The sequence below is a fragment of the Roseateles toxinivorans genome, assembly GCF_004362525.1.
Taxonomy (GTDB): Bacteria; Pseudomonadota; Gammaproteobacteria; order Burkholderiales; family Burkholderiaceae_C; genus Paucibacter; species Paucibacter toxinivorans.
This window is the reverse complement of record NZ_SNXS01000004.1, coordinates 314,595-340,467: the sequence shown is the minus strand read 5'-3', so window position 1 is coordinate 340,467 and position 25,873 is coordinate 314,595. Positions and strand designations below refer to the sequence as shown.

Here is a 25,873-nt window from a genome sequence, read left to right as displayed (position 1 = left end):
AGCCCCATGCAAAAGAGCGCCACGGTGGGCGCTCTTTCAAACTGCTACAGCCTGTCGCTTACTTCGCTTGCGCGGCAGCGTAGGCCTTCAGACCGGAGACGATCTCGGCCTTGGCGGCTTCGGGGCCTTCCCAGCCCTTGACCTTGACCCACTTGCCCGGTTCCAGGTCCTTGTAGTGCTCGAAGAAGTGCTGGATGGCGTTGAGGCGCATCTTGTTCACGTCCTCGGGCTTTTGCCAGTGGTCGTACATCGGCAGGATCTTGCTGGTGGGCACGGCCAGCAGCTTGGCGTCGCCGCCGGCCTCGTCGTCCATCTGCAGCACGCCGATGGCGCGGCAGGTCACGACCACGCCGGGTGTCAGCGCGTAGGGGGTGATCACCAGCACGTCGACCGGGTCGCCATCGTCCGACAGGGTCTGCGGAATGTAGCCGTAGTTGCAGGGGTAGTGCATGGCCGTGGTCATGAAACGATCGACAAACAGCGCGCCGCTTTCCTTGTCCACCTCGTACTTGATCGGGTCGGCGTTCATCGGAATTTCGATGATCACGTTGAACTGCTCGGGCGCCTTGGCGCCGGGGGTCACGTTGTGCAGGCTCATGGGGTTCTTCTCGACAGCGGGGGAAAACCCGCATTCTAAAGGGGTCGGCTTGCCATGACCTGACGCAGCTGGCCGCCAATTCGCCGCCGCACCACTGGAAAACACCATGCCGTGATGAATTGCCCGTCCCTTAGCATGGGTTTGCGACCCGTACCAAGGCGCCGCGGCGCGACTTGAAGAGACGGACGTTTCAACGGTCCCAGGGCTAGAACGAAAGAGGAGACAGCTACATGTCGACGAGTTTGGCGCTGTATTTTGCGCTCGCGTGCGGTGCCGCCGCAGTGCTTTATGGGTTCATCCAGCGAAGCTGGATTCTGAGTCAGGACGCGGGCAACGCGCGCATGCAGGAGATCGCGAACGCGATTCAACAAGGAGCCGCGGCCTATCTGGCGCGGCAGTACAAGACCATCACGGTCGTCGGCGTGATTCTGGCGATCCTGATCGCCCTGTTCCTGGACAAGACCTCGGCCATCGGCTTCGTCATCGGCGCGGTGCTCTCGGGCGCCTGCGGCTTCATCGGCATGAACGTCTCGGTGCGCGCGAATGTGCGCACCGCCCAGGCGGCCACCAAGGGCATTGGCCCGGCGCTGGATGTCGCCTTCAAGGGCGGCGCCATCACCGGCATGCTGGTGGTGGGCCTGGGCCTGCTGGGCGTGTCGCTGTTCTTCTGGTTCCTGACCGGCGGCGAGAAGACCGACAGCGCGTCTCTGAAGCCCCTGCTGGGCTTTGCCTTCGGCTCCTCGCTGATCTCGATCTTCGCGCGACTGGGCGGCGGCATCTTCACCAAGGGCGCCGACGTCGGCGCCGATCTGGTGGGCAAGGTGGAGGCCGGCATCCCCGAGGATGACCCGCGCAACCCGGCGGTGATCGCCGACAACGTCGGTGACAACGTCGGCGACTGCGCCGGCATGGCCGCCGACCTGTTCGAGACCTATGCCGTGACCCTGATCGCCACCATGGCCCTGGGCGGCCTGATGGTCACCGGTGCCACGATGAATGCGCTGATCTACCCGCTGATGCTGGGCGGCGTGTCCATCATCGCGTCCATCATCGGCTGCTACTTCGTCAAGGCCTCGCCGGGCATGAAGAATGTGATGCCGGCCCTGTACAAGGGCCTGGCGGTGGCCGGCGTGCTGTCGCTGATCGCCTTCTACTTCGTCACCAACGCGATGTTCCCCACCGCGCTGACCCTGAAGGATGGCAGCTCGGTCTCGGCCATGGCCCTGTTCGGCGCCTGCGCCGTGGGCCTGGTGCTGACCGCGGCCATGGTCTGGATCACCGAGTACTACACCGGCACGCAGTACGCCCCGGTGCGGCACATCGCCCAGGCCTCGACCACCGGCCACGGCACCAACATCATCGCCGGCCTCGGCGTGTCGATGCGCTCCACCGCCTGGCCGGTGCTGTTCGTCTGCCTGGCCATCCTGACGGCCTACAAGCTGGGCGGCCTGTACGGCATTGCCGTGGCCGCGACCTCGATGCTGAGCATGGCCGGCATTGTCGTGGCCCTGGACGCCTACGGCCCAATCACCGACAACGCCGGTGGCATTGCCGAGATGTCCGAGCTGCCCGCCAGCGTGCGTGACGTGACGGACCCGCTGGACGCGGTGGGCAACACCACCAAGGCGGTGACCAAGGGCTATGCGATCGGCTCGGCCGGTCTGGCGGCCCTGGTGCTGTTCGCCGACTACACCCACTCGCTGGAAGGCCGCGGCATCAGCGTGGCCTTCGATCTGAGCGACCCGAAGGTTATCGTCGGCCTGTTCATCGGCGGCCTGATCCCCTATCTGTTCGGTGCGATGGCGATGGAGGCCGTGGGCCGCGCCGCCGGCTCGGTGGTGGTTGAGGTGCGCCGCCAGTTCGCCGACGGCCAGATCATGGCCGGCCAGCGCAAGCCCGACTACAGCGCAGCGGTGGACATGCTGACCACGGCCGCGATCAAGGAAATGATCGTGCCGTCGCTGCTGCCGGTGATCGTGCCGGTGGTCGTCGGCCTGACGCTCGGTGCTGCGGCGTTGGGCGGCCTCTTGATGGGCACCATCGTGACCGGCCTGTTCGTGGCCATCTCGATGTGCACCGGCGGCGGCGCCTGGGACAACGCCAAGAAGTACATCGAAGACGGCAACCACGGCGGCAAGGGCTCGGAAGCGCACAAGGCCGCCGTCACCGGCGACACCGTGGGAGACCCCTACAAGGACACCGCCGGCCCGGCCGTCAACCCGCTGATCAAGATCATCAACATCGTGGCCCTGCTGATCGTGCCGCTGCTGCCCATGGGTGCGGCGCCGGTCAAGGCAGCCGAGGCACCGGCGGCCATTGTCGCGCCAGCCCCGGCCTCGGAAGCGGTGGCGATGCCGGCGGCCATGCCCGCTGCAGCGATGGCCAGCGAGGCGGCCTCCAAGCCCTGAGTTGCACGCGCTGCAAAGGCAAAAGCCCACTTCGGTGGGCTTTTTTTGTTGGAGCACGCGATCAGGGGGCGAGCGGAGCCCTCCAATGTCAATCGACGGCCAGCGGCGCATTCAGTGCCAGATCGACCATCGTCACGCCACCGCGCTCGCCGGGCACCAGGCTGCCGTAGCGCTGGGCAAAAACCGGCGGCAGGGGCCGGGCCGACTCGGGCGCCAGCCACAGCCGCAGCAGATGGCGTTGGCGCTCCGGCTCGGGCCAGTCCTCGAAGGCGGTGCGGTCGTGCAGCAGGCTGTGGTTGTGCACGAACTGCAGGTCCCCGGGCTCCAGGCTCATCATGAAGTTCAACCGCGTGTCGTTGCTCAGCGCATCGAACAGGTCCAGCGCCTCGACCGTCTCGGCACCCAGCCGTGGCGCATCGGCAAAACGCTGGGCCGAATCAATGTACTGGCGCTGATAGATGGCCGACAGCAGGCCTGCATGCCAGCTGAACACCGGTATCTCGAAGAAGGGCTTACCGCCCGCGGGCACCTCGCCACGCCGGTCGGTGGCCAGTGGCTGGAACAGAAGCGCCGCCAGATCGGGCCGCAGGCGCCGCAGCTCGTTGTACAGGGTCACCGATGACACCAGGGCCGACCGGCCACCGCTGCGCGCCGTCTGCAGGCACAAGAGGCCGACGATGTCGCTGGAGTCGGTGTGGAAGGTCTGGCGCTCATGGGTCTGGTAGATGCGCACCCGGGGGTCGTCCGAACTCAGGCCCAGATCCTTCACATGGCCCAGGACATGGCCCTGGGCGTTCTGCGGCCGGGCCCGGCCCAGGTGCAGTCCCAGGCCGTAGAAGGCTACGGCGCTCTGGCGCAAGCTCCAGCGCTGCACCGGCAGCCCGCGCAGCAGCACGAAGCCGCGGCCGTTCAGCAGCTCGGCGAGGATCGCTTGCAGGCGCGGCCTCAGGCTCGGCAGCGGGAAGTCCTCGCGTCGCATGGAGGCGATGTCGGCTTCGCCGTAGGCGAGGCTGGCGGACGCTATCTCGGCCAGTTCGGTCTCAGTGAAGTGCAGCAGCCATTCGTCGCTGCGCGCCGCCATGTCAGGCCCGAACCAGGCCGAGGGCCCCTCGATCTGCGGCGGCAAGCGATCGGGAAATGCGTTATGCGAACTCATGGCGGCCCGGGCGGTGGAAGTTCCTCTATTCTGGGCCACCCCATTGAAAGAGCTGCCATGGACACCCGCATCCCCGGACGACGCTTTCTGCACTCCCCCGGCCCCACCCATGTGCCCGACGAGGTGCTGGATGCGATGCGCCGCCAACCGATGGACATGGCCGACCCGCGGCTGACACGCTGCATTGCCGCCTGCGAAGCAGGCCTGCAGCGGCTGCTCGGCACAGCCAGCGCCAAGCCCTTCATCTATGCCGGCAATGGCCATGGCGCCTGGGAGGTGCTGGTCGAGAACCTGATCGCACCGGGCGAACTGGTGCTGATTGCCGGCACCGGGCATTTTTCCGACTCCTGGGCGCTGCAGACCGAGGCGCTGGGCCGGCGCGTGCAGCGCACGCCCTGGATCGAGGGCCGGGCGATCGACGTGGCCGCCGTCGAGCAGGCGCTGCGCGATGACCGCGAGCACCAGATCAAGGCGCTGTTCGTCGTCCACACCGACACCGCCAGCGGCATCACCAGCGAGCTGGCACCGCTGCGCGCAGCATTGGATGCGGCCGGCCACCCTGCCCTGCTGGTGGCCGATGTGGTGGCCTCGCTGGGCGCGGCGCCGTTCGAGATGGATGCCCTGGGCGTCAACGTCGCCGTCGGCGCGTCGCAAAAGGGGCTGATGCTGCCGCCGGGCCTGGGCTTTGTGGCGGTCGATCAAGCGGCCATGGAGATGGCCGCGCGCAACCCGGCACCGCGCTTCTACTGGGACTGGCGCTTGCGCGACAGCGAACTGCCCTACCGCAAGTTCTGCGGCACGCCACCGCAAAATCTGCTGATGGGGCTGGAGGCGGCACTCGGCCTGGTCTTTCAGGAGGGACTGGGCCAGGTCCATGCCCGCCATGCGCTGCTGGCCCGCGCCGTCCATGCCACCGTCGAGGGCTGGGCCACGGCCGGGGCGCTGAGCTTCTTCGCGCAGGTGCCCGAGCAGCGCTCGGTCTCGGTCACCGCTGTGCAGGTGGCGCCCGGCATCGATGTGGATGCCCTGCGTGCGCTGGCCCGCGAGCGCTTCCAGGTGTCGATTGCCGGAGGCCTGGGCCCGCTGACGGGCAGGGTGTTCCGCATCGGCCATCTGGGCGATCTGAATGCGGCCATGGTGCTGGGCTGCCTGGCCGGCGTCGAGGCGGCGCTGACGGTGCAGGGCATCCCGTTCGGCCGCGACGGCGTGGCCCGCGCGGTGGCCTGCCTGGCCAAGGGCTAGGCAACGCTGCTTCCGCGATAGCCCATTGCGGCACGGGCCATGGCCCGTCCGGGCGATGCCGCGCGGGGGGCAGATCAGCACACTTCAGGCTTGAGCGTTGCCTGATGGTTGGGTGTCGCTCTCAACGGAGCACACCATGAACCAAACAATCACCCCCACCCGCACCCGGCACGCCCTCTCCTACTGGGCGGTCAGCGCCATGGCCCTGCTGTCGGCGTTCTTCACGCTCACCCTCAGCGGTTGTGCAAGCGCGCTGGACCGCGCCGGACTCAACCCCAAAGACCCGCAACTGGCCGACAAGCTGGTCGAGCGCTACCGCCGCTATGACGGCCAATGAACGATCACTTCACAAGGAAGCCGCCATGAAGCACCCTCTCCTGACCTTGGCCGGTGCCCTGACCGCCGCCTGCATCGCCCACGCCCCGGCCCACGCCACCACCTATCTGTTCAGCCAGGGCGGCTACGCCGGCGGCGCCACCATCAGCGGCAGCTTTGCCGGCGAGGATCTGGACGCCGATGGCTGGCTGTACGGATATGAAATCACTGACTTCTCGCTCAGCTTTTCCGGCAACTACGCCGTGCCGGCCTTCAGCCACGGCCTGTCCGATCTGAACGGGCTGGAGTACCGCATCGGTGCCAGCCAGATTGGCGGCGACGTGCCCGGCGGCATGGCCAGCAACTTCGGCGGCTTCGTCGGCACCCTGCTGCCGCCCGGCAAGAACGCGAACAGCGTGCTGGGCTATCAGTTCACCAGCCTCCAGTGGCCCACCTATTCGATCGCCGGCGAGGTGGCCGACATCGACCTGGGCATCAGCTCGCGCACCCACGAGCTGATCGCGGTCACGGCAGTGCCCGAGCCGGCCAGCCAGTCCCTGCTGCTGGTCGGGCTGATCGGCATAGGCGGCCTGGTGCGCCGGCGGATGCGGGCCGACAGGCTCTAGACTGGGACTTTCAACCCTGCCCGGAGACCCATCGTGCCCTCTGCCCCGTTCACACTGATCGTCGACAGCCTGTTCACCAGCCCCTACGCGATGTCGGCCTTCATCGCGCTGCAGGAGAAGGGCCTGGCCTTCGAGCTGGAAACGGTGAACCTGGAGGCCGGCCAGCAGCACAGCCTGGCCTTCCGCCGGCAATCGCGCACCAGCCGAGTGCCGACACTGGTGCAGGGGGACTTCACGCTGTCCGAGTCCAGCGCCATCACCGAGTATCTGGAAGACCTCTATCCGGCGCCGGGCCATGCTCGGGTCTACCCGGCCGATCTGCAGCAGCGCGCCCTCGCCCGCCAGGTCCAGGCCTGGCTGCGCAGCGATCTCCTGGCCCTGCGCAGTGAACGCACCACCGAGGTGATCTTCTTCAGGCCCAACCCCGCGCCACTGAGCGCCGAGGGCCAGGCCGCCGCCGACAAGCTGATACGGGTCGCCGAAGGCCTGCTGACGCCGGGCGCCGAGCATCTGTTCGGTGCCTGGTGCCTGGCCGACACCGATCTGGCCCTGATGCTGAACCGGCTGGCACTCAATGGCGACGCCCTGCCCGAGCGGCTGAAAAGCTATGCGCAGCGGCAGTGGCAGCGGCCCTCGGTGCAGCAGTGGGTCGGGCAGTCCCGCACCTAGGGAAAACTAGCACCCATGGATGCGGGGCTGGCACGCAAAAATCCCCCATCTCCGCCCGTTCTGACGGCCCAGTCGCGCTACAGTTTCGCATTGCATCGCCTGATGCTTGCATTCACGACCCGGACCCGCCCCGCTGCGCATGTTGAACACCACCAAGTCATTGCCGCCGGCCATGGAGCTGGGCCGGCGCCAGGGCGCGATGGCCGCCCTGCAGCTGCAATTGCAGGGCCTGGAAGCCGAGTTGACCGTGCTGCTGAAGGGCCTGAAGCGCTTCATCGTCCGCTACGCGCAAGAACTGACCCCGCTGTACACTGAGCTTGACGCGCTGGAGCTGCAGCTCAGCGAAGCCTTGCAGCGCCTGCTGCAGGCCGAGGGCGGCGAAGGCTTCGGCCCGGCGCCCGAGACCGGCTTCGGCCTGCCCGACTTCGGCAATCTGCCGCCGCCCGAGCCCGAGCCCAAGCCGCCGGTGGCGCTGGCCGGCCCGCCGGACTTCAAGCTGCTGTACCGCCGTGCGGCGATGCGCCTGCACCCCGACCGGGCGCGCAGCGAGGTCGAGCGCAACATCCTCAACCACGCGATGAGCCAGGTGAACCTGGCCTATGCCCAGGGCGACCGCTACACGATAGAGCGGCTGCTGGTGCAGTCGGGCGAGGACCCGCAGCAGGTCAGCAGCGACCCGCTGTCCGCCCGCCTGCTGTGGGTGCAGCAGCGCGAGCAGCAGCTGCAGCAGCGCGAGCGCTATGTGCAATCGCGTCTCAAGGAGCTGCGCGCCAATCCGATGCACAGGCTGTGGCGGGTGGTCGCCGACGCCGAGACCCTGGGGCTGGACCCGCTGGGCGTGATGGCCGAGCGCCTGCGCGGACAAATTGCCGAGCGGCGCCGTGAACTGCAGGCAGTGACGCAGCGCTGACGTAGCCCGGATGCAATCCGGGGTTTTGACGGACCTGAGCTGCGGCCCCGGATTCCATCCGGGCTACAACTTCAGGCAAATCTGCCCTGCAGAAACCACCCCGAATGCTTGCCGGCCACCGGCAGCGCCAGCCGGCCGCGGAACACCCAGACCAGGGCGCCGCCGGGACGCATGGCGATGTAGTAGTCGCGGGCCACGCCGGCGCCGTCCCACCAGCCGGACTCGATGCGCTCGGGCCCGCTCAGCAGCTGCAAGACCTGACCCTCCAGCACCGGGCAGGCATCGCGTTCGGTCAGCGGCTGCGGCTCGGGCAGCAACCAGGCCGGCTGGGCCAGACCGGTCGGCGGCGAAGCCTCCTCCACCCGGCGCTGCGAGGTCGGCGGCTCCCATGGGCTCAGCCGCGACGCACACTCGGGCCGGTGATCGGCCTGCGGCCGCAGCTGCAAGACCCGCTCACGCCCCAACCTGGCCTGCAGCCGCTCGATCAGCCGCAGCATGCCCTCCTGCTGGCTCTGCCGGGTCGGAAAAAGCTCCTCGTTCGGTGGCGCGCCCAGCACCAGATCGTTGCAGCGCAGGCGCAGCTCCAGGGTCGGCGCGGCCAGCGTGGCCCGGCCCAGGCGCTCGCGCAGCAGCAGCTGTAGATGAGCGGCATCGGCCGAGGCCTGGGCCAGCGCCACCTCGACGACGGTGTGGCTGGGCCCATCCGCGCGGTGACGCGCCTCGTGCAGCATCTGCAGCTCGAAGCGCTGCACCCGGCCATGGCCGGCCCGGGCCCAGACCACCAGCTGCGCCAGCAACAGGGCCGCGCCCTGCAGCACCTGCTCGGTGCTGTCGGCGCGGGCAAACAGCTCCAGCCGCTGCTCGAACACCTTGGGCAGCAGCTCCCAGTCGCGCGGGTCGGGCCGGGTGCCCAGGGCGCTGTCCAGATCGGCCAGCAGCTGCGGGCCGAAGCGCCGGGCCAGGCCGGCCCGCGGCAGCTGGCGCAGATCGGCAATGCAGCGCAGGCCCATGCCCTGAAGATCGTCCCAATGGGCCTGTGCCGGCCCGAGCAAGGTGACCGGGCCGCGGTTCAGCAGCTGGGCCAGGGCCCGCGGGTCTTCGACATGGGCGCCCTGCCGCAGATCATCGCGCCAGCGCGCCAGATAGGCCGCGCCCAGCGCGGTGGGCGCGCAAGCGATCTGCACCGGCCCCACGCCCTGTTGCAGCGGCAGCAAGGCCTGCTCCAGCCGCTGCAACAGGCAGGCCAGGCCGCCGAAATAGCGCAGGCTGCTGCGCACCTCCAGCAGCACGTCCAGCCCCTCCAGCGTGACCGAGGGCGTGAAGGCCAGCGCCGCATGGACGAGCGCCTGCCGGGCCTGCACATCGCGCCGGGCGTCGGCCTCGCCCAGGGTCAGCCGGGGCGCCAGCGACAGGGCGGTGTTGCGCTTCAAACCGGGCTTGACGCCCAGGCGCAGGGCCGCCGCATTGACATCGCTGATCAGGTGGTTGTCGACCAAGGCCACCGGCCCCTGGCACAGCTCGCCCGTCAAGGTCGAGGCAAAGGCTTGCAGCGACAGATGGGGCAGATGAAGGGCGATCCACAACATGGCGGGAACAGGGAGTCAGCGGCCGGCGCATGCTCAGGCCGCACCGGACACAGCACCGGACACCGCTTCAGGCAGTGCCGTGCTCGCTGGCGCCAGCACCCCACGCTGCCGCGGCGCCAGCGCCCGGGCCCGCTGCTGGGGCAGCAGCACCGGTGGCAGCTCCAGCAGCAGCGCCTCGGCCAGGCGCGGGCCGCGGCGCTTCAGCACCTGCACGGCCAGGCAGTCGGGCCCGCCGGCACGCAGGCTCAGGCGCAGCGGCGCCGGGCTGGGCCGCTGCTGGGCCGTCCATTCGCGCAGCAAAAAGGCCGGGCCCTCATGCTGGGCCGCGGCCAGCTGCAATCGGCGCAGCGCGTCAGCATGCAGGCGCTCGGGCAACCAGGCCAGCACCGCACCGGCATGGCCGCTCTTCAAGGTCTGCTCCAGCGCCCACAGCAGATCGGCACTGGCGCGCAGCTGACCCGGGATGATCAGCAGCTGCTGCGCCCGCAGCCCCAGGCCGTCCAGCGCCCGCGCCGACAGCCGGGCCGGTGGATCGAACAGCATCAGCAGCTTGCCGCCGGCCGCCACCGCCGCCAGCGTGGGGGCCAGCAGGCGCAGCTCGCCGATGCCGGCCTGGGCCAGCAGCAGCTCGCTCAACACGCCTTGCGGCCAGCCGCCGCCCGGCAACTGGGCGTCCAGCGCGGCAAAACCGCTGGGCCAGGCCACGCCGGACGCCCGAGTCAGCTGGTGCGCCCGCCACAGGCCGGGATGCAGTTCCTGCAGGTCCCTGCCCGGCACAGGCCCATGCAGCAGCCCCGCAGGGAGAGGCGGGGGATTGGCGGCAACACCGAAAGCAAGTTGGGCAGGGACTGCGGGCATGTTGATACTGTATTTTTGTACAGTATTTTATGCAAGGACAAATTGCACGGTCCGGCCGCGCCGAGATCAGCTCGCACTGCGGCTCAGCTGGCCGGAGTCGGCGATTTGCTGGCACTGGTGAGCGGCTGCTCTGGGGTACCTCAATTCGCCCGGATTCACCAAGCCAACATCCTTTCGCGCAGCCCCGTGGTCAGCTCCATGGTCGGAATGAGTCAGTCGGCCGATCATGCATATCTCGACGGACCGGACGGACCATGCCTGGGCATGCCTCGCCTAAGATCACGCACCTAACACTTCAAGGCGCCGCATGAGCCCCACATTCCAGATCGAGGGAGTTGATGTTTTTGTCGAGGGCCAAGGGGAGGACGCCCTGGTCATGATCCATGGTTGGCCCGACACCTACCGCCTGTGGGACGCCCAGGTCGCCCATCTGCGGGCCAGCCACCGCTGTGTGCGCTTCACCCTGCCGGGCTTCGACGCCGCCCAGCCGCGCAGAGCCTGCGGGCTCGAGGAGATGATTGCGCTGTTCAAACGCATCATCGAGCAGGTCAGCCCCGGGCGGCCGGTGGTGCTGATGCTGCACGACTGGGGCTGCGTGTTCGGCTACCAGTTGCTGATGCGGCACCCGGAGCTGGTGGCGCGGGTGATCGCCGTGGACATCGGCGATGCCGGTTCACCGGCCCATGTGCGCGCACTGGGTGCCAAGGCCAAGCTGATGGTCCTGGGCTATCAGCTGTGGCTGGCCCTGGCCTGGCGCATTGGCGGCAGGCTGGGCACGTGGATGACGCGTTATATGGCCGGTGCGATGCAGTGCCCCAGCGATCCGCAATACATCCACGCGGACATGAACTATCCCTACGACATCACCTGGACCGGCAGCCATGGCGGCTACCGCAAGGCGCGGCCGATCGATCCGCCCTGCCCCATGCTCTACCTCTACGGCACGCGCAAGCCCTTCATGTTCCATTCGCAGGCCTGGGCCGAAGCGCTGGCCGCCAGACCCGGCAGCCGGGTGCAGGGCTTCAAGACCGGGCACTGGGTGATGAGCGCCCAGCCCCAGGCCTTCAATGAGGCCGTATCGGCCTGGCTGGTGCCCACACCAAAGCCTCCTCAGACGTCTTCCAGCGCCAGCAGCTCCTGAATCGTCTGGCGGCGGCGGATCACGCGGGTCTTGCCGCCATCGACCAGCAGCTCGGCGCACAGCGGGCGGCTGTTGTAGTTGGAGGACATCGACGCGCCATAGGCCCCGGTGTCGTGGAACACCAGCAGGTCGCCGACCGCGGGCGCGGGCAGATCGCGGTGGGTGACGACGCCGCCCTCCTCCTGCGTGAACACATCGCCCGACTCGCACAACGGGCCGGCGACGACGGTGGCCAGGCTGGCGCGCTCGGCCAGCGGCGCGTTGCCGGCGCCGGCGACGACGCTGATGTGGTGGTAGCCGCCGTACATGGCCGCGCGCACCAGCTCGTTGAAGCCGGCGTCCACCAGGGCGAAGTGGTTGGCGCCCATGTCCTTGACCGCCCGCACCTCGGACAGCAGCAGGCCCGACTCGGCCACCAGATAGCGGCCCGGCTCTATCTCCAGCTTGACCGTGTGTTGCAGGCTGGCGGCGATCTTCTGCCGCGCAGCATCCCAGAGGCTGAAGTAGTGGGCGACATCGATGCGCGCGTCGCCCTCACGGTAAGGAATCGACAGGCCGCCGCCGGCCGAGATCGCCTCGATGTCATGGCCCAGGCTCTGCACCCGGGCGGCCAGCGCCACCATGGCCTCGCAGACCTGGGACAGATGGCTGTAGTCCACGCCCGAGCCGATGTGCATATGCAGGCCCACCAGGTGCAAGCCGTGCTGGGCAATCGCCTCCAGTGCCAGCGGCAGATCGGCATGCCAGATGCCGTGCTTGCTGTGCTCGCCACCGGTATTGGTCTTCTGGCTGTGACCATGGCCGAAGCCCGGGTTGATGCGCAGCCAGACGCGGTGGCCCGGTGACACAGCGCCCAGCTGGTGCAGCATGTTGATGGAGCCGGCATTGACCGGCACTTTCAGTTCGACGATGCGCGCCAGCGTCGGCCGGTCCAGCAAGTCGGCGGTGAAAACGATCTCCGAGGGCTCGCCGCCCAAGGTATAGCCGGCATGCAGCGCCCGCTCGACCTCGCCCAGCGAGACCGAGTCGACCAGCACGCCCTGCTCGCGCATCAGGCGCAGGATGTGGGTGTTCGAGCAAGCCTTCTGCGCGAACCGGATGGTGTCGAAGGACCGCAGCTCGGCGATGCGCTGGCGTATCAGCTCGGCGTCGTACACCCACAGCGGCGTGGCATGGGTCCGGGCCAGATCGGTCAGCAGTTCGGGATTCAGTTCGGCAGGCATGGCAGGTCTTTGCAAGGCGGGAATGGCGCAATCTTGCCTCGCCACGGACTTTCAGTAAATTGCTTTATATTCTCAATTCCATTCATTTTTGATATGGATTGCCTCCATGCCGCTCTCCCACCGCCATATCGAGGTCTTCCACGCGCTGATGAGCCAGGGCAGCGTCACGGCCGCAGCGCAGGCCCTGTTCACCTCTCAGCCGACGATCAGCCGCGAGCTGGCGCGCATGGAAAGCCTGCTGGGCCTGGCGCTGTTCGACCGCGTGCGCGGGCGGCTGCAACCCACCGCCCAGGCGCTGGCCCTGTTCGACGAGGTGCAGCGCTCTTTTGTGGGGCTGGAGCGCATTGCCAGCGTGGCAGCGCAGCTGAAGAACTTTGCCAGCGGCCAGCTGTCGGTGTTGTGCCTGCCGGTGTTCTCGCACTCGCTGCTGCCGGGGGCGATGGCCCGCTTTGTCCAGGCCCATGGAGCGGTCAGCATCGCCATCACGCCACAGGAGTCGCCGTTTCTGGAGCAGTCACTGGCCGCGCAAAGCCATGACCTGGGCCTGACCGAGCACGAGCGGGACCTGCCCGGCACGCAGCAAAGCCTGTTGCTGCAGGCCGACGAGGTCTGCGTGCTGCCCGAGGGTCATGTCTTGCTGAGCAAGCCCAGGCTGGAGCTGAGCGACTTCGCCGGCCAGGCCATGGTCAGCTTCCCGCCCAGCGATGGCTACCGCCAGCTGCTCGATGGTCTGTTCGCACAGGCCGGTGTGTTGCCGCGCCAGGTGGTGCAGACGCACAGCGCGGCCTCGGTCTGCGCCATGGTGCGCCAGGGCCTTGGCGTGGCCGTCGTGAACCCGCTGACGGCGCTGGAGTATCTGGGCCCCGACCTGCAGATCAGGCCGCTGATGCGATCGATTCCGTTCCGCGTCAGCCTGGTGCGGCCGGAGCGCCGGCCCGGCAACGCGCTGGTCGACCAGTTCGTACTGTCGCTGCAGGCCGAGGCCGCGTCGCTTCTGCAGCGCCTTCGCCCCTGGCTAGACTGACGGGCGAGGTTGTCCCAGCAACCCCTGCCAATAAAGCTCGGTGGCCAGCAGCACGGTGCGGGTCAGGGTCTCGTGGGCCAGCACAAAGGCTTCGCCATAGACCGTCTCGTCCGGGTACTCGGTGATCAGCGTGTAGGGCACCTTGGAGCGCTGATCCTCGCTGACCAGGCAGGCGATGCCGTTGAACACCGGGAACGGCAGTTCGCCCCAGTGCGCGCGCCACAAGGCATGCTGGCGCGCGTTCAACGCACGCAGGGCCGGGTCTTGCGCCAGGCCGGCGGTGAGCGCCTCCAGAAAGGCCGTCCCGTCATGGCCGGGGTGCTGGCGCAGGATCAGGAAGAAGCCCTTGGGCAGGGCCCAGTCCGGCATGCCGCGCGGCAGATAACCCGAGAACGGCCGCGTCCACTCATGGGCCGGATAGCCATGCAGGCTCAGGTGCAGGCCGGCCCGGGTGCGGGTGATCGCCTCCTGGCGTGCCGCCTTCTCGCCCAGCTCCGGTGGCTGGCGCACCTCCAGGTCATCGCCCAGCGCGGTGAAGCGGGCCGCATGCTGCATATGCCGCGGGTTGCTCTGGCACAGCAGGTGGTGCAGGCCTGCGCCGTCAGGGTTCTCGAGCGGCACCAGCGCATAGTGGGCGTCGGGCCGTTGCTGCAGCACGGCTCCGGCGCGCAGCACGGCCACAATGCCCGAGCTTTCATTGGCATGCTGGCCACCGCTGATCACCACGCCGGGCAGACCGCCGGCGCGGTGCAGTCCCTGGACCTGGCGGCCCTGCCAGGATCTGCAAGAGAAACGTTCGCCGGCCAGCGGCGCGAACGCCGCCCTCACCTCGTCAGGGTGCAGCGGCCGGTCCAGGCGCTCCAGGGCCGGCGCTGCCACCTCGACCGGCGCATCGGCCCGATGGCTTAGCAGCCTGACCTTGAGCATCGTCGGCCCGTCGCCGTGCACCACCATGGGCACGATCTGCCCGGGGCGCAACGTGCGGTCACCCGGCGGCCTGCCGCTGAGCCGATGGAAATGCTCAAGAATGGAGAAGTACAGGTCCTCATGCAGTGCCTCGGCGGTGCTGATGACCTCGTCGCCATAGTCCAGCGCGCGCTCGATGCCGCGCATCGCGATATCGATCTGCAGGGTGTCGAAATAGGGCTCCGTCGCCGGCCAGGGATGTCTGCGCACGGCCGCCATCGTCTGTTCGAACACGGCCTCGTAGTCGGTCCGCATCGGGCCGTCGTGCAGCAACTCATTGCCCCGCCAGGCCCGCAGCCAGCCGATCGGCGAGCCTTCGCCATTCAGCGGCACGAACACCCGCCGGCGCCAGCCATCCAGACTGACGGCGATTTCGGCATCGGCAACAAACACCAACCGGGTTTGCTCGCCCAGCAGGCCGGCCAAGGGATAGGCATCCACCTTGATGCGCTGCAGCAGTTCGGCCGGAGCATGAACGGTGATCTCGTGCAGATCCTGCAAAGGCCCGGCCTCCTCAAGAAAGAAGTGCAGCAGCGGCTTGTAGGCGCAGCGCACCTGCACGTCCATTCCCAGCCGCTCCAGTCCGCGCTCGGCGCTGCGCCGCTGCTGCTCGTCCTCAAACAGCCAGACCTCGGCCCGCGTGGCGCTCAGCGCCTGCAAGCGGGCCGGCAGGGTGTCAAGTGTGGACGGCAACACAAGGTGCTGGATCAATGCTGTCATGGGCTTCAGGAAGGGAAGATGAACCCCCATTCTCCACCGCCAAGGCACCGCGTGCTGGGCCATACTGGGGCATGAGCACGATCACCGCACCGCCCTCATCGCAGCTGCACCGCCTGCGCGACTTCGTCACTGCCCTGGCCCGAGTGCTCGATGAGCAACCCGACGAAGCCCGCATCCTGGCCGAGGGTGGAACCCTGCTGGCCGCCCTGGTGGCCCAGGACGATTGGCTGCCCGAGGCCTATGCCCGTCCCGACGCCCAGCACTACCGCCAGTACCTGCTGCATGCCGATTCGGCCGAGCGCTTCTCGGTCGTCAGCTTCGTCTGGGGGCCGGGCCAGCGCACACCCATCCATGACCACACCGTCTGGGGTCTGATCGGCGTGCTGCGCGGGGCGGAGATCGCCCAGGCCTACGCTCGCAGCGAGCAAGGCCAGTTCTTGCCACAGGGCCCGGCGCAGCGGCTGCAGGCCGGCCAGGTCGAGGCCGTGTCGCCGCGTATCGGTGACGTGCATCAAGTCAGCAATGCCCTCGCCGACCAGACCTCCATCAGCATCCATGTCTATGGCGCCAATATCGGCGCGGTGCGGCGCTCGACCTACATGCCAGACGGCACGGCCAAGCCCTTCATCTCGGGCTATAGCAACACGCAGCTGCCCAATATCTGGGATCGCTCCAAGGAAAGCCAATGACCGCCCTGGCCGCTCGCAGTCCCGAGTACGTGCGTCAGGCCTGGCGCGAGGCAGCCCAGGGCCGCGAGATCGCGCTGCTGGACCTGCGCGAGGAAGACCCCTATGCGCAATCGCACCCGCTGTTCGCCGCCAATCTGCCGCTGGGCCTGATCGAGCTGCAGGCCTGGAGCCGGCTGCCGCGCCGCGATGTGGAGATCGTGCTCTACGGCGAGGGCGCTTTCGATGCGGCCTTGATACCGGCGGCCGCCGCAAGGCTGCGCGCGCTGGGCTACCTGGACATCGCCGTGCTGGACGGCGGCCTGCCGGCCTGGAGCGCCGGCGGCGGCGAGCTGTTCCGCGACGTCAATGTACCGAGCAAGGCGTTTGGCGAGTTGGTAGAGGCCGAGGTGCACACGCCCTCGCTGCCGGCCCAGCAGGTGCAGGCCCTGCTCGACGCCAGGGCAAATCTGGTGGTGCTGGACGCGCGCCGCTTCGACGAGTACCAGACCATGAGCATCCCGACCGGCATCAGCGTGCCCGGGGCCGAGCTGGTGCTGCGGGCGCGCGACCTGGCCCCCGATCCGCGCACGCTGATCATCGTCAACTGCGCCGGCCGCACGCGCAGCCTGATCGGCGCGCAATCGCTGATCAATGCCGGCCTGCCCAATCCGGTGGCGGCGCTGCGCAACGGCACCATAGGCTGGACCCTGGCCGGCCAGACCCTGGAGCATGGCCAGAACCGCCGCGCCGGCCCCACCAGCGACAGCGGCCGCGCCCAGGCACGGCGTGCGGCGCAAGACCTGGCCCGCCGCGCCGGCGCGCGCTTTCTGCCACTGGCACAGCGCGATGAACTGAAGAACGCCCAGCGCAGCGTGTTCTGGCTGGACGTGCGCACGCCCGAGGAATACCGCGCCGGCCATCTGGCCGGCTTTGCCAGCGCCCCCGGTGGCCAGCTGGTGCAGGAGACCGACCACCACGTGGCCGTGCGCGGCGCCCGCCTGGTACTGATCGATGACGATGGTGTGCGTGCCCCGATGACCGCCTCCTGGCTGGCCCAGCTGGGCTGGGAGGTCTGGGTGCTGGAGGGCGCCGGCCCGGCCGACTGGGATGAGGCGGGGCCCGAACAGCCTCCGCTGCCCGAGCTGCCAGAGGTCGGCCGCGTCCAGGCCGCGCTGCTGGCCGACTGGCTGGCGCAGGATGGTGCCAAGACCCTGGTCATAGACCTCGCCCCCAGCGCCGAGCATGTCAAGCAGCACATCCCTGGCAGCTGGTGGGCGCTGAGCTCGCAGCTGGACCAGGCACTGGCGCAGCTGCCCGGCCACGCCCGCATCGTGCTCAGTTGCCGGGACGGCCTGCGCTCGCGCTTCGCCGCCGCCCATCTGGCCGCGTGCATCCCGACCCCGGTGTTCTGGCTGCAGGGCGGCTTGCAGGCCTGGGTGGCCCAAGGGCAGACGGTCGAGGCCGGTGATGCGCGCCTTGCCTCGCCGCGTATCGACCGCTACCGCCGCCCCTACGAAGGCACCAGCAACCCGCGCGAGGCGATGCAGGCCTATCTCGATTGGGAGTTCGGCCTGGTGGCCCAGCTGGCGCGCGATGGCACCCATGGTTTCTCGGTCCTGGCCGGCGCGGCCCATTGAGCCCGGCCGGCACCATGCTGGACGCCGACACCCTGCTGCTCGTACAGGTCAGCTTCACGTTGCTGACCACGCTGCTGTTGACGGTGGCTGCGCTGCTGGCCGGCCGACAGCCGGAGCAACGCGCCTGGGCCCTGGGCAATGTCGTGGCCAGCGTGGGCCTGTGCTTAGGGGCGATGGAAGGGGCGCCGGACATCGTCCACGCCGTGCTCGGCTACGGTCTGGTCGGCCTCGGCCTGGGCCTTGTGCTGCAAGGTTTGATGCGCTACGCCGGCCAGACCCTGGCCACGCGCTGGCTGATCGCCATCGGCGCCCTGTCACTGTTGCTGCCGGCCCTGTTTCTGTATCTGTGGCCCAGCCTGCATGGGCGGCTGATCGCCACCGGCATCCTCTTCGGCCTGCTGAATCTGGCCGGCGCCGTCGTGCTGCTGCATGGCGTGCGCGACAGCACGCGGCCGGTGATGTGGGTCAGCGCCATCGGCTTCGCGCTGCTGGGCGCGGCGCTGCTGTTGCGGGCCGGCTTTCTGGCTTGGCGTCTGGCCAGCCCTGAGGCTGCATACGACGCCTCGCTGACCGCCTCGCTGATTCTGTTCGCCATACCGCTGGCCCAGGTGACGATAGCCTTCGGTCTGATCATGCTGATGGCCCGGCGCTATGCCGAGGCACTGCGTCAGCTGTCGCTGACCGACCCGCTGACCGGCGTCTGCAACCGCGCAGGGCTGGAGCGCCGCGGCGCCCGCCTGCTGCGGCGCGCACTGCAGGCAGGGCGACCGGTGGCCCTGCTGATGCTGGACGCCGATCATTTCAAGCGCATCAACGACAGCCATGGCCACCCGACCGGCGACGCCGTGCTGCGCCAATTGGCCGAGGAGTTGTCCGACACCCTGCGTCCCAGCGATCTGCTGGCGCGCTATGGCGGCGAAGAGTTTGTTGTGCTGCTCGACGACTCCGGCCTGGCCGGCGCCACCCTGGTGGCGGAACGGCTGCGCCTGCAGGTGGCGGCCACCCCGGCCAACCATCTGGCGCTGAGCATCGCCTACACCGTCAGCATCGGTGTGGCCAGCAGCGAGCAGCACGGGCATGATCTGGCCCTGCTCTCATCCAAGGCTGACCAGGCCCTCTACCAGGCCAAGCAGCAGGGCCGCGATCGGGTGGTCGAGGCGCTTTGAAGGCCCGGCCTATTTGCGCGACGGCAGGCGGTCAGCGTAGTCGGCGTTGATGCGAGCGCCGTAAGTGGCTCGCGCCTCGGGCGTCAGCCAGAGATCGAAGATGCTCTTCAGCGCGGCCACGCCGGCCGGCGTGCCAAACAGTTTCTCAACCCGGGCGGCTGTTTGCCGGCCCCACTCGGTGTGCGGGCAGGCCACCCCCGACTGCAGCAACTCGCTGCTGCCCTGGATGGGCATGCTGACCAGCTCGTTCAGCACCTTGGACTGCTGGCGCTGGAACTGCAGGGTGAAGTCAAAGTCGATCGAAAAGTCCGCCCGGCCCAGCGCCACCATATGCAGCAGCCGGCCGCCAAAGTCGGCCGGGGCATACAGATCAATCGACCGGGCTGGCCGGCGCGCCAGTTGCGCGTCAAGCGTCGCGCCGTAGCTGCGGCCCTCGATCAGCGCGCCGCGCAAACGTCCCTCGCTCAGCAGGCGGTGCAGGTCCACCTCACCGCCGGGCCCACGCGGCACCTGTGCCAGCTTGGCTCGCCGCACGATCAGCTGTGCCGGGGGCACAAGATGGGTGTTGGCGAAATAGGCCAGTTGCTCGCGCTCGGGTGTGCGCAGCGAGACCAGATGGCAGGCCGGCTCCCCCGCCTCTATCATGCGCCAGCTGCGCTTGACATTGGCAATCACCACCTCATGCTCGGCCTCGGGCCAGTGGCGTATGAGGTAGTCCGCCATCGGCTCGACCATGCCCTTGCGCGACTGTCCGCGCGTCTGCCCGTCGAACAAGGCGAACTCGGGCATCAGCCAGGTGATGCGCTCGGAGGCGCCGGCAGGAGCGGCGAGCACGGCCGCGGCGAAGACCAGCCATCGGCCCTTCTTTGCAAGCCCACTCATTGCACTCTGGAACATCGGACGGCGCCCTGCGTTTGAGCAAGCATAGCCCATGGCATCATGACCCTCTCTTCCGATTCAGCCGGGCCGCGGCTTCTGCCATGTCAACTTGGATCTTCTACTCCGCTCGGGGCACCTGCGCTCTGGCCACCCACATCGCCCTGCACGAGGCCGGCGCCGCCTTCGAGCTGCGCCCGCTGGACTTTGCGGCCAAGGGCCAGCAGGCGCCCGAGTTTCTGAGCGTCAATCCCAAGGGCCGGGTGCCGGCCCTGGTCACCGAGCGGGGCATACTGACCGAGACACCGGCGCTGCTGGCCTTTGTCGCGCAGCAGTTTCCGCAGGCCCGGCTGGCGCCGCTGGATGACACCTTCGCCTTCGCCAAGCTGCAGGAGTTCAACAGCTATCTGTGCAGCACCGTCCACGTCTCGCATGCGCACAAGCACCGCGGCGCCCGTTGGGCGGACGAACCCGAGGCCCATGAGGCGATGCGCCGCAAGGTCGGCGCCAATATGACGGCCCACATGACCCTGATCGAAGCCCAGCTGAGCGGCGACCATGTGCTGGGCGCCAACTACAGTGTGGCCGACGCCTATCTGTACGTTGTCAGCGGCTGGCTGGCCGGCGACGGTGTGGACATTGCCCAGTTCCCGCGCCTGCAGGCGCACCGTCAGCGCGTCGGCCAGCGCCCGGCGGTGCTGCGCGCCGAGCGGGAGTTGCAGGGCTGACGGCTTAGCAACGCAAAGGAGAGCGAACCGTGGGTGACAGCACAGCTTCTGCCGGCAATTCGCTCGACACCCTGATCAAGTACCTCGGGCCGCTGCTGGGCATGGCGACGGCGGCGCTGTCGCTGTACATCGCCTTCAGCACCCGCGAAACCAATGAGCGGCTGGCCAGCACCAAGGCCGAGGTCGAGAAGCTCAATCTCGCCAGCACGCAGTACGACCTCGCCGCGAGGGTGATTCATGAGTTCGGCGCCCAGAATGCGCGCGAGTTCTCGGCCACCTACGCGCAGAAGCAGCCCCCGGTCGAGGTGCCTGACGCCGAGCTGCGCCGCCAGCTGGTGGATGGCGTCGGGCGCTGGAAGGACGGCAACAACCTGATGACGGGCTCGGCCGTCAATGGCCTGTACCTGCGGCAGATCGTCTATCTGAAGCTCAGCAGCATGGGCAAGACCGCCGTCACCGATCTGCGCCTGGTGGTACGGCAGAAAGACTTCGACGAGAAGCTGGGCACACAGGTCAAACGCTACGGCCTGCTCAACACCGCCGGCTGGACGGAGACCACCCTCCCCTTGTCCGCCTTGATGGAAGCCAGCGCCGAGGCACGCAGCATGCGCACCCAGGTGCTGATTCCGCTGGCCCAGGTGTCGGGCGGCGAGTACTTCTTCGGCCGCGTGCTGGTGCCCGTCAAGCTGCTGTGGAAGGACAAGCGGCTGGTGCGCGATGACTCGCTCGAGCTCAATGTCGCCAACGAAAGCACGCTGGACAACCAGCTGCACAGCGCCATCCTGGGGCGCTCGACCTCGGGCTCCACCTCGGTGGCGGCCGGGGCCAGCGCACCACGCTGACACCGCAGCAGTCACGCCTCAGCCCAGCGCGGTCGCGTGGCCCGCCGGGGATTTGTCGCCGACGAGGCAGCCCATGCCGACCAGCGCGGCCTCGACGGCCTGGTCCATCGGCGTGTGCGGCTCACGGCCCAGCACCGCGAGCAGGCGCGCGTTGTCCATGCGCAGCTCGGTGCGCCACAGATAGCGCATCTCCATCATCTCGCGCAGCGTCGCGACAAAGGGCGAGGCCAGTGTCACCAGCCACCAGGGGAAGGCGCGGACCTTGGGCGCCTGGCCGGTGCGCCGGGCCACCACGGCGCGGATCGCCTCGCCCATCTGCCGGCCATCGGCATCCCAATGGCCGGCCATGTGGAAGCGGGCGAAGGGCTCCAGCCTGTCGCGCCGCGCCAGCAGCTCGACCATGGCGCGGGCCACGTCCGGCAGATAGGCCCATTGATGGCCTATGCCTGCTCGCCCGGGGGCGCTGACGGTCTTCACCGGCTGGCCCGGCTTGACCAGGCCCTGCGAGAACCAGTTGTTGCCGGCGCGCGGCCCGAAGAAGTCGCCGGCGCGCACGATGATCACGCGGGCGCCCTGGCCGCTGGCCGCCTTCAGCCGCTGCTCAAGCTCGACGCGGATCGCACCCTTGCGCGTCAGCGGGCGCTGGGGTGCGTCTTCGCTCAGCAGCGGAAAGGTGTCCGGCCCGTAGTTGTAGACGGTGCCCGGCAGCACGATGGTGGCGCCTTCGGCCGTGGCCGCCGCGACCGTGTTGTCCAGCATCGGCAGCACCAGCTCGGCCCAGCGGCGGTAGCCGGGCGGGTTGACCGCATGGACGATCACCGAGCAGCCGCGGGCGGCATCCATCACGTCCTGCCGGTTCAGCGCGTCGCCGCGCAGCCAGCGGATGCCGTCCCTGCGCTCACTGGCCTGGGCAAGGCCTCGCTGCAGCGCGCTGACCTCCCAGCCTGCGTCACGCAGCTGCCGCGCCACTTCGCCGCCGATGCCACCACTGGCGCCGAGCACCAGAACCCTGTTGTTACCAGCCATCATTCGCTCCTGTGTGTTGTCGATGGCGGGATTCTGGGCATCCTCACCTTGGATTGGAATTGCCGAACATAGACCATCAGCTATACATTTATGCATGGCATCGACGATTGGCTGGGAGTTGTACCGAACGTTTCTGGGCGTGCTCAAGGAGGGTTCGCTGTCCGGCGCCGCGCGGGCCCTGGGCATCACCCAGCCGACGGCGGGCCGCCATGTGGCAGCCCTGGAGCAGGCGCTGGGCGTGGCGCTGTTCACCCGCTCCCAGATGGGGCTGATGCCGACCGAGGCCGCGCTGGCCCTGCGCGGCCATGCCGAGGCGATGGAGAGCACGGCCGCTTCGCTGGAACGCGTGGCCTCCAGCCAGGGCGACGGCGTGCGCGGTGCAGTGCGCATCTCGGCCAGCGAGGTGATAGGCGTCGAGGTGCTGCCGCCGATACTCGCGCGGCTGCGCCGGCAGCATCCACAACTGCAGATCGAGCTGGTGCTGAGCAACCGCGTGCAGGACCTGCTGAAGCGGGAGGCAGATATCGCCGTGCGCATGGTGGCGCCCAAGCAGGAGCAGTTGCTGGCGCGGCGCATCGGTCAGATCGAGCTGGGCCTGCACGCCCACCGCGACTACCTGGCGCAACAGGGCATGCCACAGACGCTGGCCGAGCTGGCCGGCCATGCGGTCATCGGCTACGACCAGACCAATGCCTTCATCCGCAGCTTCGCCAAGACCCTGCAGGGCTTCACGCGCGACAGCTTCGCGCTGCGGGCCGACAGCGATCTGGCCCAGCTGGCCCTGCTGCGCGCCGGCGCTGGCCTGGGCATCTGCCAGGTGGCGCTGGCCCGCCGCGACCCTGCCCTGCAACGGGTGCTGCCCGGGCTGTTCTCGCTGCAGTTGGAGACCTGGGTGACGATGCACGAAGACCTGCGCAACAGCCCGCGCTGCCGTGTCACATTCGATGCGCTGGTCGAGGGGTTGCAGCAGCATATTGCCGCCGCGGCCTGAGGCCTCAACGACGACTTCGCATCAACGGCCACAGCAGCAAGCCCCCCAGCGCCAGCACCGCCACGCCGACCAGCGCGCCGGTCTTCACATAGACCAGGCTGGACCACAGCACATAGGCGCTGCAGGCAGCGAAGGCCAGGGGCAGCCAGGGATAGAGCGGCACCCGGTAGGGCCGCGGCCGATCGGGCTCGCGCCGGCGCAGCACGATCAGGGCCAGCCCGCTGAGCATCAGGAAGAACCAATAGACCGGAGACAGATAGTCCACCATGGTCGAGAAGCCGTCGCGTGTCAGCGTGCCGAACACGACCAGCGTCAGGGCCACGGCGCTGGTGGCCAGCACGGCGACCGTGGGCGTACCGCGTTTGGCATTCCAGCGCGCCAGATGCAGTTCGGTGGCCAGGTCGCGGGCGGCGGCATAGGTGGTGCGCGGCCCGGCGATCAGGATCGCGTTCATCACCGACAGCGCCGTCAGGGTCACGATGGCCACCATCAGCAGCTCGCCGGGTCGGCCGAAGCACAGCCGCATCAGTTCGGCGGCGGGCGCCTCGCTGCGCGCCAGCCCATCCAGGCCCAGCACGCGCAAGTACGCCCAGTTGGCCAGCAGATAGAAGACCATCACCAGGGCGAGGCCCCACCACAGCGCACGCACGATGCCGCGCCGGTCGTCGCGCATCTCTGCCGACAGCGTGGCCGCGTCGCTCCAGCCGCCATAGGCCAGGAACACGAACACCATCGCCGTGCCCCAGTCGTGGCGGACCGGGTCTACGACCTGCAGCGGTGTCATGGGCGGAGCCCCCGCCAGCGCCATCGACGCCCCACCGGCGCCCAGCAGCAGCAGACCACCGAGCACCACCACCATCAGGCCCAGCTGCGTGCCCAGGCCGACCTGCACACCCAGCAGATTGAGCACCGTCAGCAGCACGATCAGCCCGGCGGCCAGCACCGCGCTGGCGTGCGGGCCCAGCCAGGGGCTCAGGTCCACCACCTGGGCCAGATAGTCGCCAAAGACAAAGGCCAAGAGGGCCATGGACCCGGTGTGGATGACGGCAAAGCGCGACCAGGCGAACAGAAAACCCAGGCGCTGGCCATAGGCGCGGCGCAGGAAGTGATAGTCCCCGCCGGCATCGGGAAATGCCGCCGCCATCTCGGCAAAGCACAGCGCACCGACGAAGGACAGCAGGCCGCCGAAGGCCCAGGCCAGGTACAGCGCCCCGTCGCTGGACAAGGCGCCTGCCACCATGGGCGAGGTCTTGAAGATGCCGGCGCCGACCACCATGCCCACGCACAGCGCCACCGCGTGCTTGACGTCGAGGCGCCGCTCGGGAAGGGCCAGGTCTTGCGCGGAGCTGGGCGTCTGGGCAGCGGATCGATGCATGGCCCGGATGCTAGCCGCGAAACACGCCCGCGCGACGGGGCAAGAAAAAAGCACCTGAGGCCTGCGCCCGAGGTGCTTGATTCATTCTTAATTTTTGGTGGGCCCTGAGTGACTCGAACACTCGACCTACGGATTAAGAGTCCGCTGCTCTACCAACTGAGCTAAGAGCCCCACACTTGCACTACAAACTACTACATCACTGCCAGTCAACCAGCTTCGACTTGCGCCTAACTGGTGGGTCGTGCGTGACTCGAACACGCGACCAACGGATTAAAAGTCCGCTGCTCTACCGACTGAGCTAACGACCCCGTGGCAGAGCCTCGCATTATAGGACGATATTTCTGACCTCTGCAAGAGGCTTTTCAAAATACTTTCTTATCAGCTCGCCAGCGGCCACCATGCCGAAGGTCGAGGTCACCGTCACGCTCGATCCATAGCCATGGCAGTTGAGGCTGCCGTCGACGTCGCACTCGCCTTGGGGCCGGTGCACGCTCTCGCGCGAGAACACGCAGCCCACGCCTATCCTGCCGGTGCGCGCCGCGCCATGGTGCTTGCGCAGGCGTTGGCGCAGCGAGGCCAGCAAGGGGTCATGTGTTGTCAGGGCCAGGTCTTCCACCGCCACCGCCTGTGGCTGGCGCTTGCCGCCGGCCGCACCGACGGTGACGAAGGGCATGCGCTCGGCCAGCGCCCAGGCAGCAAGCGCGGCCTTGGCGCGCACCTGGTCGCAGGCGTCGATCAGGCCATCGACCGGTGTGCTCAGCAGCGCCGGCCAGTTATCGGCATCGACGAACTCCTCGATCATCTGCACCTCGCAGCCGGGGTGGATGTCGAGCACCCGGTCGCGCAGCGCCTGGGCCTTGGCCTGGCCCAGGGTCGAGCCCAGGGCCTGGATCTGGCGGTTGATGTTGGACTCGGCAACATGGTCGAGGTCGATCAGCACCAGGCCGGCCACACCGGAGCGTGCCAGCGCCTCGACGGCCCAGGAGCCGACGCCGCCAAGGCCGACGACAGCAAAGCGCGCGCCGCGCAGGCGCTGGTAATGGGCATCGCCGTACAAGCGGCGCAGGCCACCGAAGCGGCGCTCGGTGTCGGCCTCGAACTCGGGCAAGGGACTGTTCACGC

At 68.5% G+C, this 25,873-nt stretch carries 24 protein-coding genes and 2 tRNA genes; 14 read left to right on the top strand and 12 right to left on the bottom strand.

The window, feature by feature from the left end; all coding sequences use genetic code 11:
* Nucleotides 1-58: 58 nt before the first annotated feature.
* The gene (gene ppa, locus DES47_RS16730) at nt 59-598 is read right to left on the bottom strand and encodes an inorganic diphosphatase (protein WP_133701874.1); all 540 of its coding nucleotides are present in this window, start codon (nt 596-598) and stop codon (nt 59-61) included.
* 230 nt (nt 599-828) lie between these two features.
* Between ppa and DES47_RS16725 the strand changes: the two genes are divergently transcribed.
* Nucleotides 829-3,006, top strand: a complete 2,178-nt coding sequence (locus DES47_RS16725) for a sodium-translocating pyrophosphatase (protein WP_133701873.1) — start codon at nt 829-831, stop codon at nt 3,004-3,006.
* A gap of 88 nt (nt 3,007-3,094) precedes the next feature.
* Here the strand turns inward: DES47_RS16725 and DES47_RS16720 are convergent, their stop codons facing one another.
* On the bottom strand, nt 3,095-4,162 hold the full coding sequence (locus tag DES47_RS16720) for a TauD/TfdA family dioxygenase (protein ID WP_133701872.1): 1,068 nt from the start codon (nt 4,160-4,162) through the stop codon (nt 3,095-3,097).
* 57 nt (nt 4,163-4,219) lie between these two features.
* Between DES47_RS16720 and DES47_RS16715 the strand changes: the two genes are divergently transcribed.
* From DES47_RS16715 to DES47_RS16695, 5 genes are all read left to right on the top strand, one after another.
* Nucleotides 4,220-5,404, top strand: coding sequence for a pyridoxal-phosphate-dependent aminotransferase family protein (locus DES47_RS16715; protein ID WP_166652038.1), 1,185 nt, complete (start codon nt 4,220-4,222; stop codon nt 5,402-5,404).
* Nucleotides 5,405-5,540: 136 nt separating this feature from the next.
* The gene (locus DES47_RS16710) at nt 5,541-5,741 is read left to right on the top strand and encodes a hypothetical protein (RefSeq protein ID WP_133701870.1); all 201 of its coding nucleotides are present in this window, start codon (nt 5,541-5,543) and stop codon (nt 5,739-5,741) included.
* A gap of 25 nt (nt 5,742-5,766) precedes the next feature.
* On the top strand, nt 5,767-6,345 hold the full coding sequence (locus tag DES47_RS16705) for a PEP-CTERM sorting domain-containing protein (RefSeq protein ID WP_166652037.1): 579 nt from the start codon (nt 5,767-5,769) through the stop codon (nt 6,343-6,345).
* Nucleotides 6,346-6,378: 33 nt separating this feature from the next.
* Nucleotides 6,379-7,014, top strand: a complete 636-nt coding sequence (gene yfcF, locus DES47_RS16700; protein ID WP_133701868.1) for a glutathione transferase — start codon at nt 6,379-6,381, stop codon at nt 7,012-7,014.
* Between the two features lie 139 nt (nt 7,015-7,153).
* On the top strand, nt 7,154-7,924 hold the full coding sequence (locus tag DES47_RS16695; protein ID WP_133701867.1) for a J domain-containing protein: 771 nt from the start codon (nt 7,154-7,156) through the stop codon (nt 7,922-7,924).
* Between the two features lie 71 nt (nt 7,925-7,995).
* On the opposite strand, the gene DES47_RS16690 is transcribed toward DES47_RS16695, so the two are convergent.
* Complete coding sequence (locus DES47_RS16690) at nt 7,996-9,510, bottom strand: Y-family DNA polymerase (protein WP_133701866.1); 1,515 nt, start codon at nt 9,508-9,510, stop codon at nt 7,996-7,998.
* A 33-nt stretch (nt 9,511-9,543) separates the two neighbouring features.
* Complete coding sequence (gene imuA, locus DES47_RS16685; protein ID WP_243748339.1) at nt 9,544-10,287, bottom strand: translesion DNA synthesis-associated protein ImuA; 744 nt, start codon at nt 10,285-10,287, stop codon at nt 9,544-9,546.
* Between the two features lie 388 nt (nt 10,288-10,675).
* On the opposite strand from imuA, the gene DES47_RS16680 reads away from it, so the two are divergent.
* Nucleotides 10,676-11,509: an alpha/beta fold hydrolase gene (locus tag DES47_RS16680; RefSeq protein ID WP_133701865.1), complete on the top strand. Its 834-nt coding sequence runs from the start codon at nt 10,676-10,678 to the stop codon at nt 11,507-11,509.
* On the opposite strand, the gene lysA is transcribed toward DES47_RS16680, so the two are convergent.
* On the bottom strand, nt 11,479-12,732 hold the full coding sequence (gene lysA, locus DES47_RS16675; RefSeq protein WP_133701864.1) for a diaminopimelate decarboxylase: 1,254 nt from the start codon (nt 12,730-12,732) through the stop codon (nt 11,479-11,481). The two genes, DES47_RS16680 and lysA, sit on opposite strands and share 31 nt — an antisense overlap.
* Nucleotides 12,733-12,838: 106 nt before the next feature.
* Between lysA and DES47_RS16670 the strand changes: the two genes are divergently transcribed.
* Entirely contained in the window at nt 12,839-13,756 is a 918-nt protein-coding gene (locus DES47_RS16670; protein ID WP_133701863.1) for a LysR family transcriptional regulator, read from the top strand.
* Here DES47_RS16670 and DES47_RS16665 read toward each other — a convergent pair.
* Entirely contained in the window at nt 13,748-15,442 is a 1,695-nt protein-coding gene (locus tag DES47_RS16665) for a M14 family metallopeptidase (RefSeq protein WP_133701862.1), read from the bottom strand. The two genes, DES47_RS16670 and DES47_RS16665, sit on opposite strands and share 9 nt — an antisense overlap.
* Before the next feature lie 71 nt (nt 15,443-15,513).
* Between DES47_RS16665 and DES47_RS16660 the strand changes: the two genes are divergently transcribed.
* Genes DES47_RS16660 through DES47_RS16650 form a run of 3 tightly spaced genes read left to right on the top strand, consistent with a single transcriptional unit; the run spans nt 15,514 to nt 18,913 of the window.
* On the top strand, nt 15,514-16,131 hold the full coding sequence (locus DES47_RS16660) for a cysteine dioxygenase family protein (protein WP_133701861.1): 618 nt from the start codon (nt 15,514-15,516) through the stop codon (nt 16,129-16,131).
* Nucleotides 16,128-17,747 carry a rhodanese homology domain-containing protein gene (locus DES47_RS16655; protein WP_133701860.1) on the top strand — a complete coding sequence of 540 codons (1,620 nt, stop codon included), beginning with the start codon at nt 16,128-16,130 and terminating at the stop codon, nt 17,745-17,747. The genes DES47_RS16660 and DES47_RS16655 overlap by 4 nt, the downstream gene beginning before the upstream one ends.
* Before the next feature lie 14 nt (nt 17,748-17,761).
* On the top strand, nt 17,762-18,913 hold the full coding sequence (locus tag DES47_RS16650; RefSeq protein WP_133701859.1) for a GGDEF domain-containing protein: 1,152 nt from the start codon (nt 17,762-17,764) through the stop codon (nt 18,911-18,913).
* A 9-nt stretch (nt 18,914-18,922) separates the two neighbouring features.
* Here DES47_RS16650 and DES47_RS16645 read toward each other — a convergent pair whose 3' ends face one another.
* On the bottom strand, nt 18,923-19,795 hold the full coding sequence (locus DES47_RS16645; RefSeq protein ID WP_166652036.1) for a TIGR02285 family protein: 873 nt from the start codon (nt 19,793-19,795) through the stop codon (nt 18,923-18,925).
* Nucleotides 19,796-19,893: 98 nt separating this feature from the next.
* Between DES47_RS16645 and DES47_RS16640 the strand changes: the two genes are divergently transcribed.
* Both DES47_RS16640 and DES47_RS16635 read left to right on the top strand, forming a co-directional pair.
* On the top strand, nt 19,894-20,517 hold the full coding sequence (locus DES47_RS16640; RefSeq protein WP_133701857.1) for a glutathione S-transferase family protein: 624 nt from the start codon (nt 19,894-19,896) through the stop codon (nt 20,515-20,517).
* Between the two features lie 29 nt (nt 20,518-20,546).
* Nucleotides 20,547-21,359, top strand: a complete 813-nt coding sequence (locus DES47_RS16635) for a hypothetical protein (protein ID WP_133701856.1) — start codon at nt 20,547-20,549, stop codon at nt 21,357-21,359.
* An 18-nt stretch (nt 21,360-21,377) separates the two neighbouring features.
* Here DES47_RS16635 and DES47_RS16630 read toward each other — a convergent pair whose 3' ends face one another.
* The gene (locus DES47_RS16630; protein WP_133701855.1) at nt 21,378-22,385 is read right to left on the bottom strand and encodes an NAD-dependent epimerase/dehydratase family protein; all 1,008 of its coding nucleotides are present in this window, start codon (nt 22,383-22,385) and stop codon (nt 21,378-21,380) included.
* 94 nt (nt 22,386-22,479) lie between these two features.
* Between DES47_RS16630 and DES47_RS16625 the strand changes: the two genes are divergently transcribed.
* On the top strand, nt 22,480-23,376 hold the full coding sequence (locus DES47_RS16625; RefSeq protein WP_133701854.1) for a LysR family transcriptional regulator: 897 nt from the start codon (nt 22,480-22,482) through the stop codon (nt 23,374-23,376).
* A 4-nt stretch (nt 23,377-23,380) separates the two neighbouring features.
* On the opposite strand, the gene DES47_RS16620 is transcribed toward DES47_RS16625, so the two are convergent.
* The 4 genes from DES47_RS16620 to DES47_RS16605 all read right to left on the bottom strand — a co-directional run bounded on the left by DES47_RS16620 (nt 23,381) and on the right by DES47_RS16605 (nt 25,871).
* Complete coding sequence (locus DES47_RS16620; protein WP_133701853.1) at nt 23,381-24,751, bottom strand: APC family permease; 1,371 nt, start codon at nt 24,749-24,751, stop codon at nt 23,381-23,383.
* Nucleotides 24,752-24,846: 95 nt separating this feature from the next.
* Nucleotides 24,847-24,922, bottom strand: a tRNA-Lys gene (locus DES47_RS16615).
* 61 nt (nt 24,923-24,983) lie between these two features.
* A tRNA-Lys gene (locus DES47_RS16610) sits at nt 24,984-25,059 on the bottom strand.
* A 17-nt stretch (nt 25,060-25,076) separates the two neighbouring features.
* Nucleotides 25,077-25,871: a tRNA threonylcarbamoyladenosine dehydratase gene (locus tag DES47_RS16605; RefSeq protein ID WP_133701852.1), complete on the bottom strand. Its 795-nt coding sequence runs from the start codon at nt 25,869-25,871 to the stop codon at nt 25,077-25,079.
* Nucleotides 25,872-25,873 lie beyond the last annotated feature (2 nt).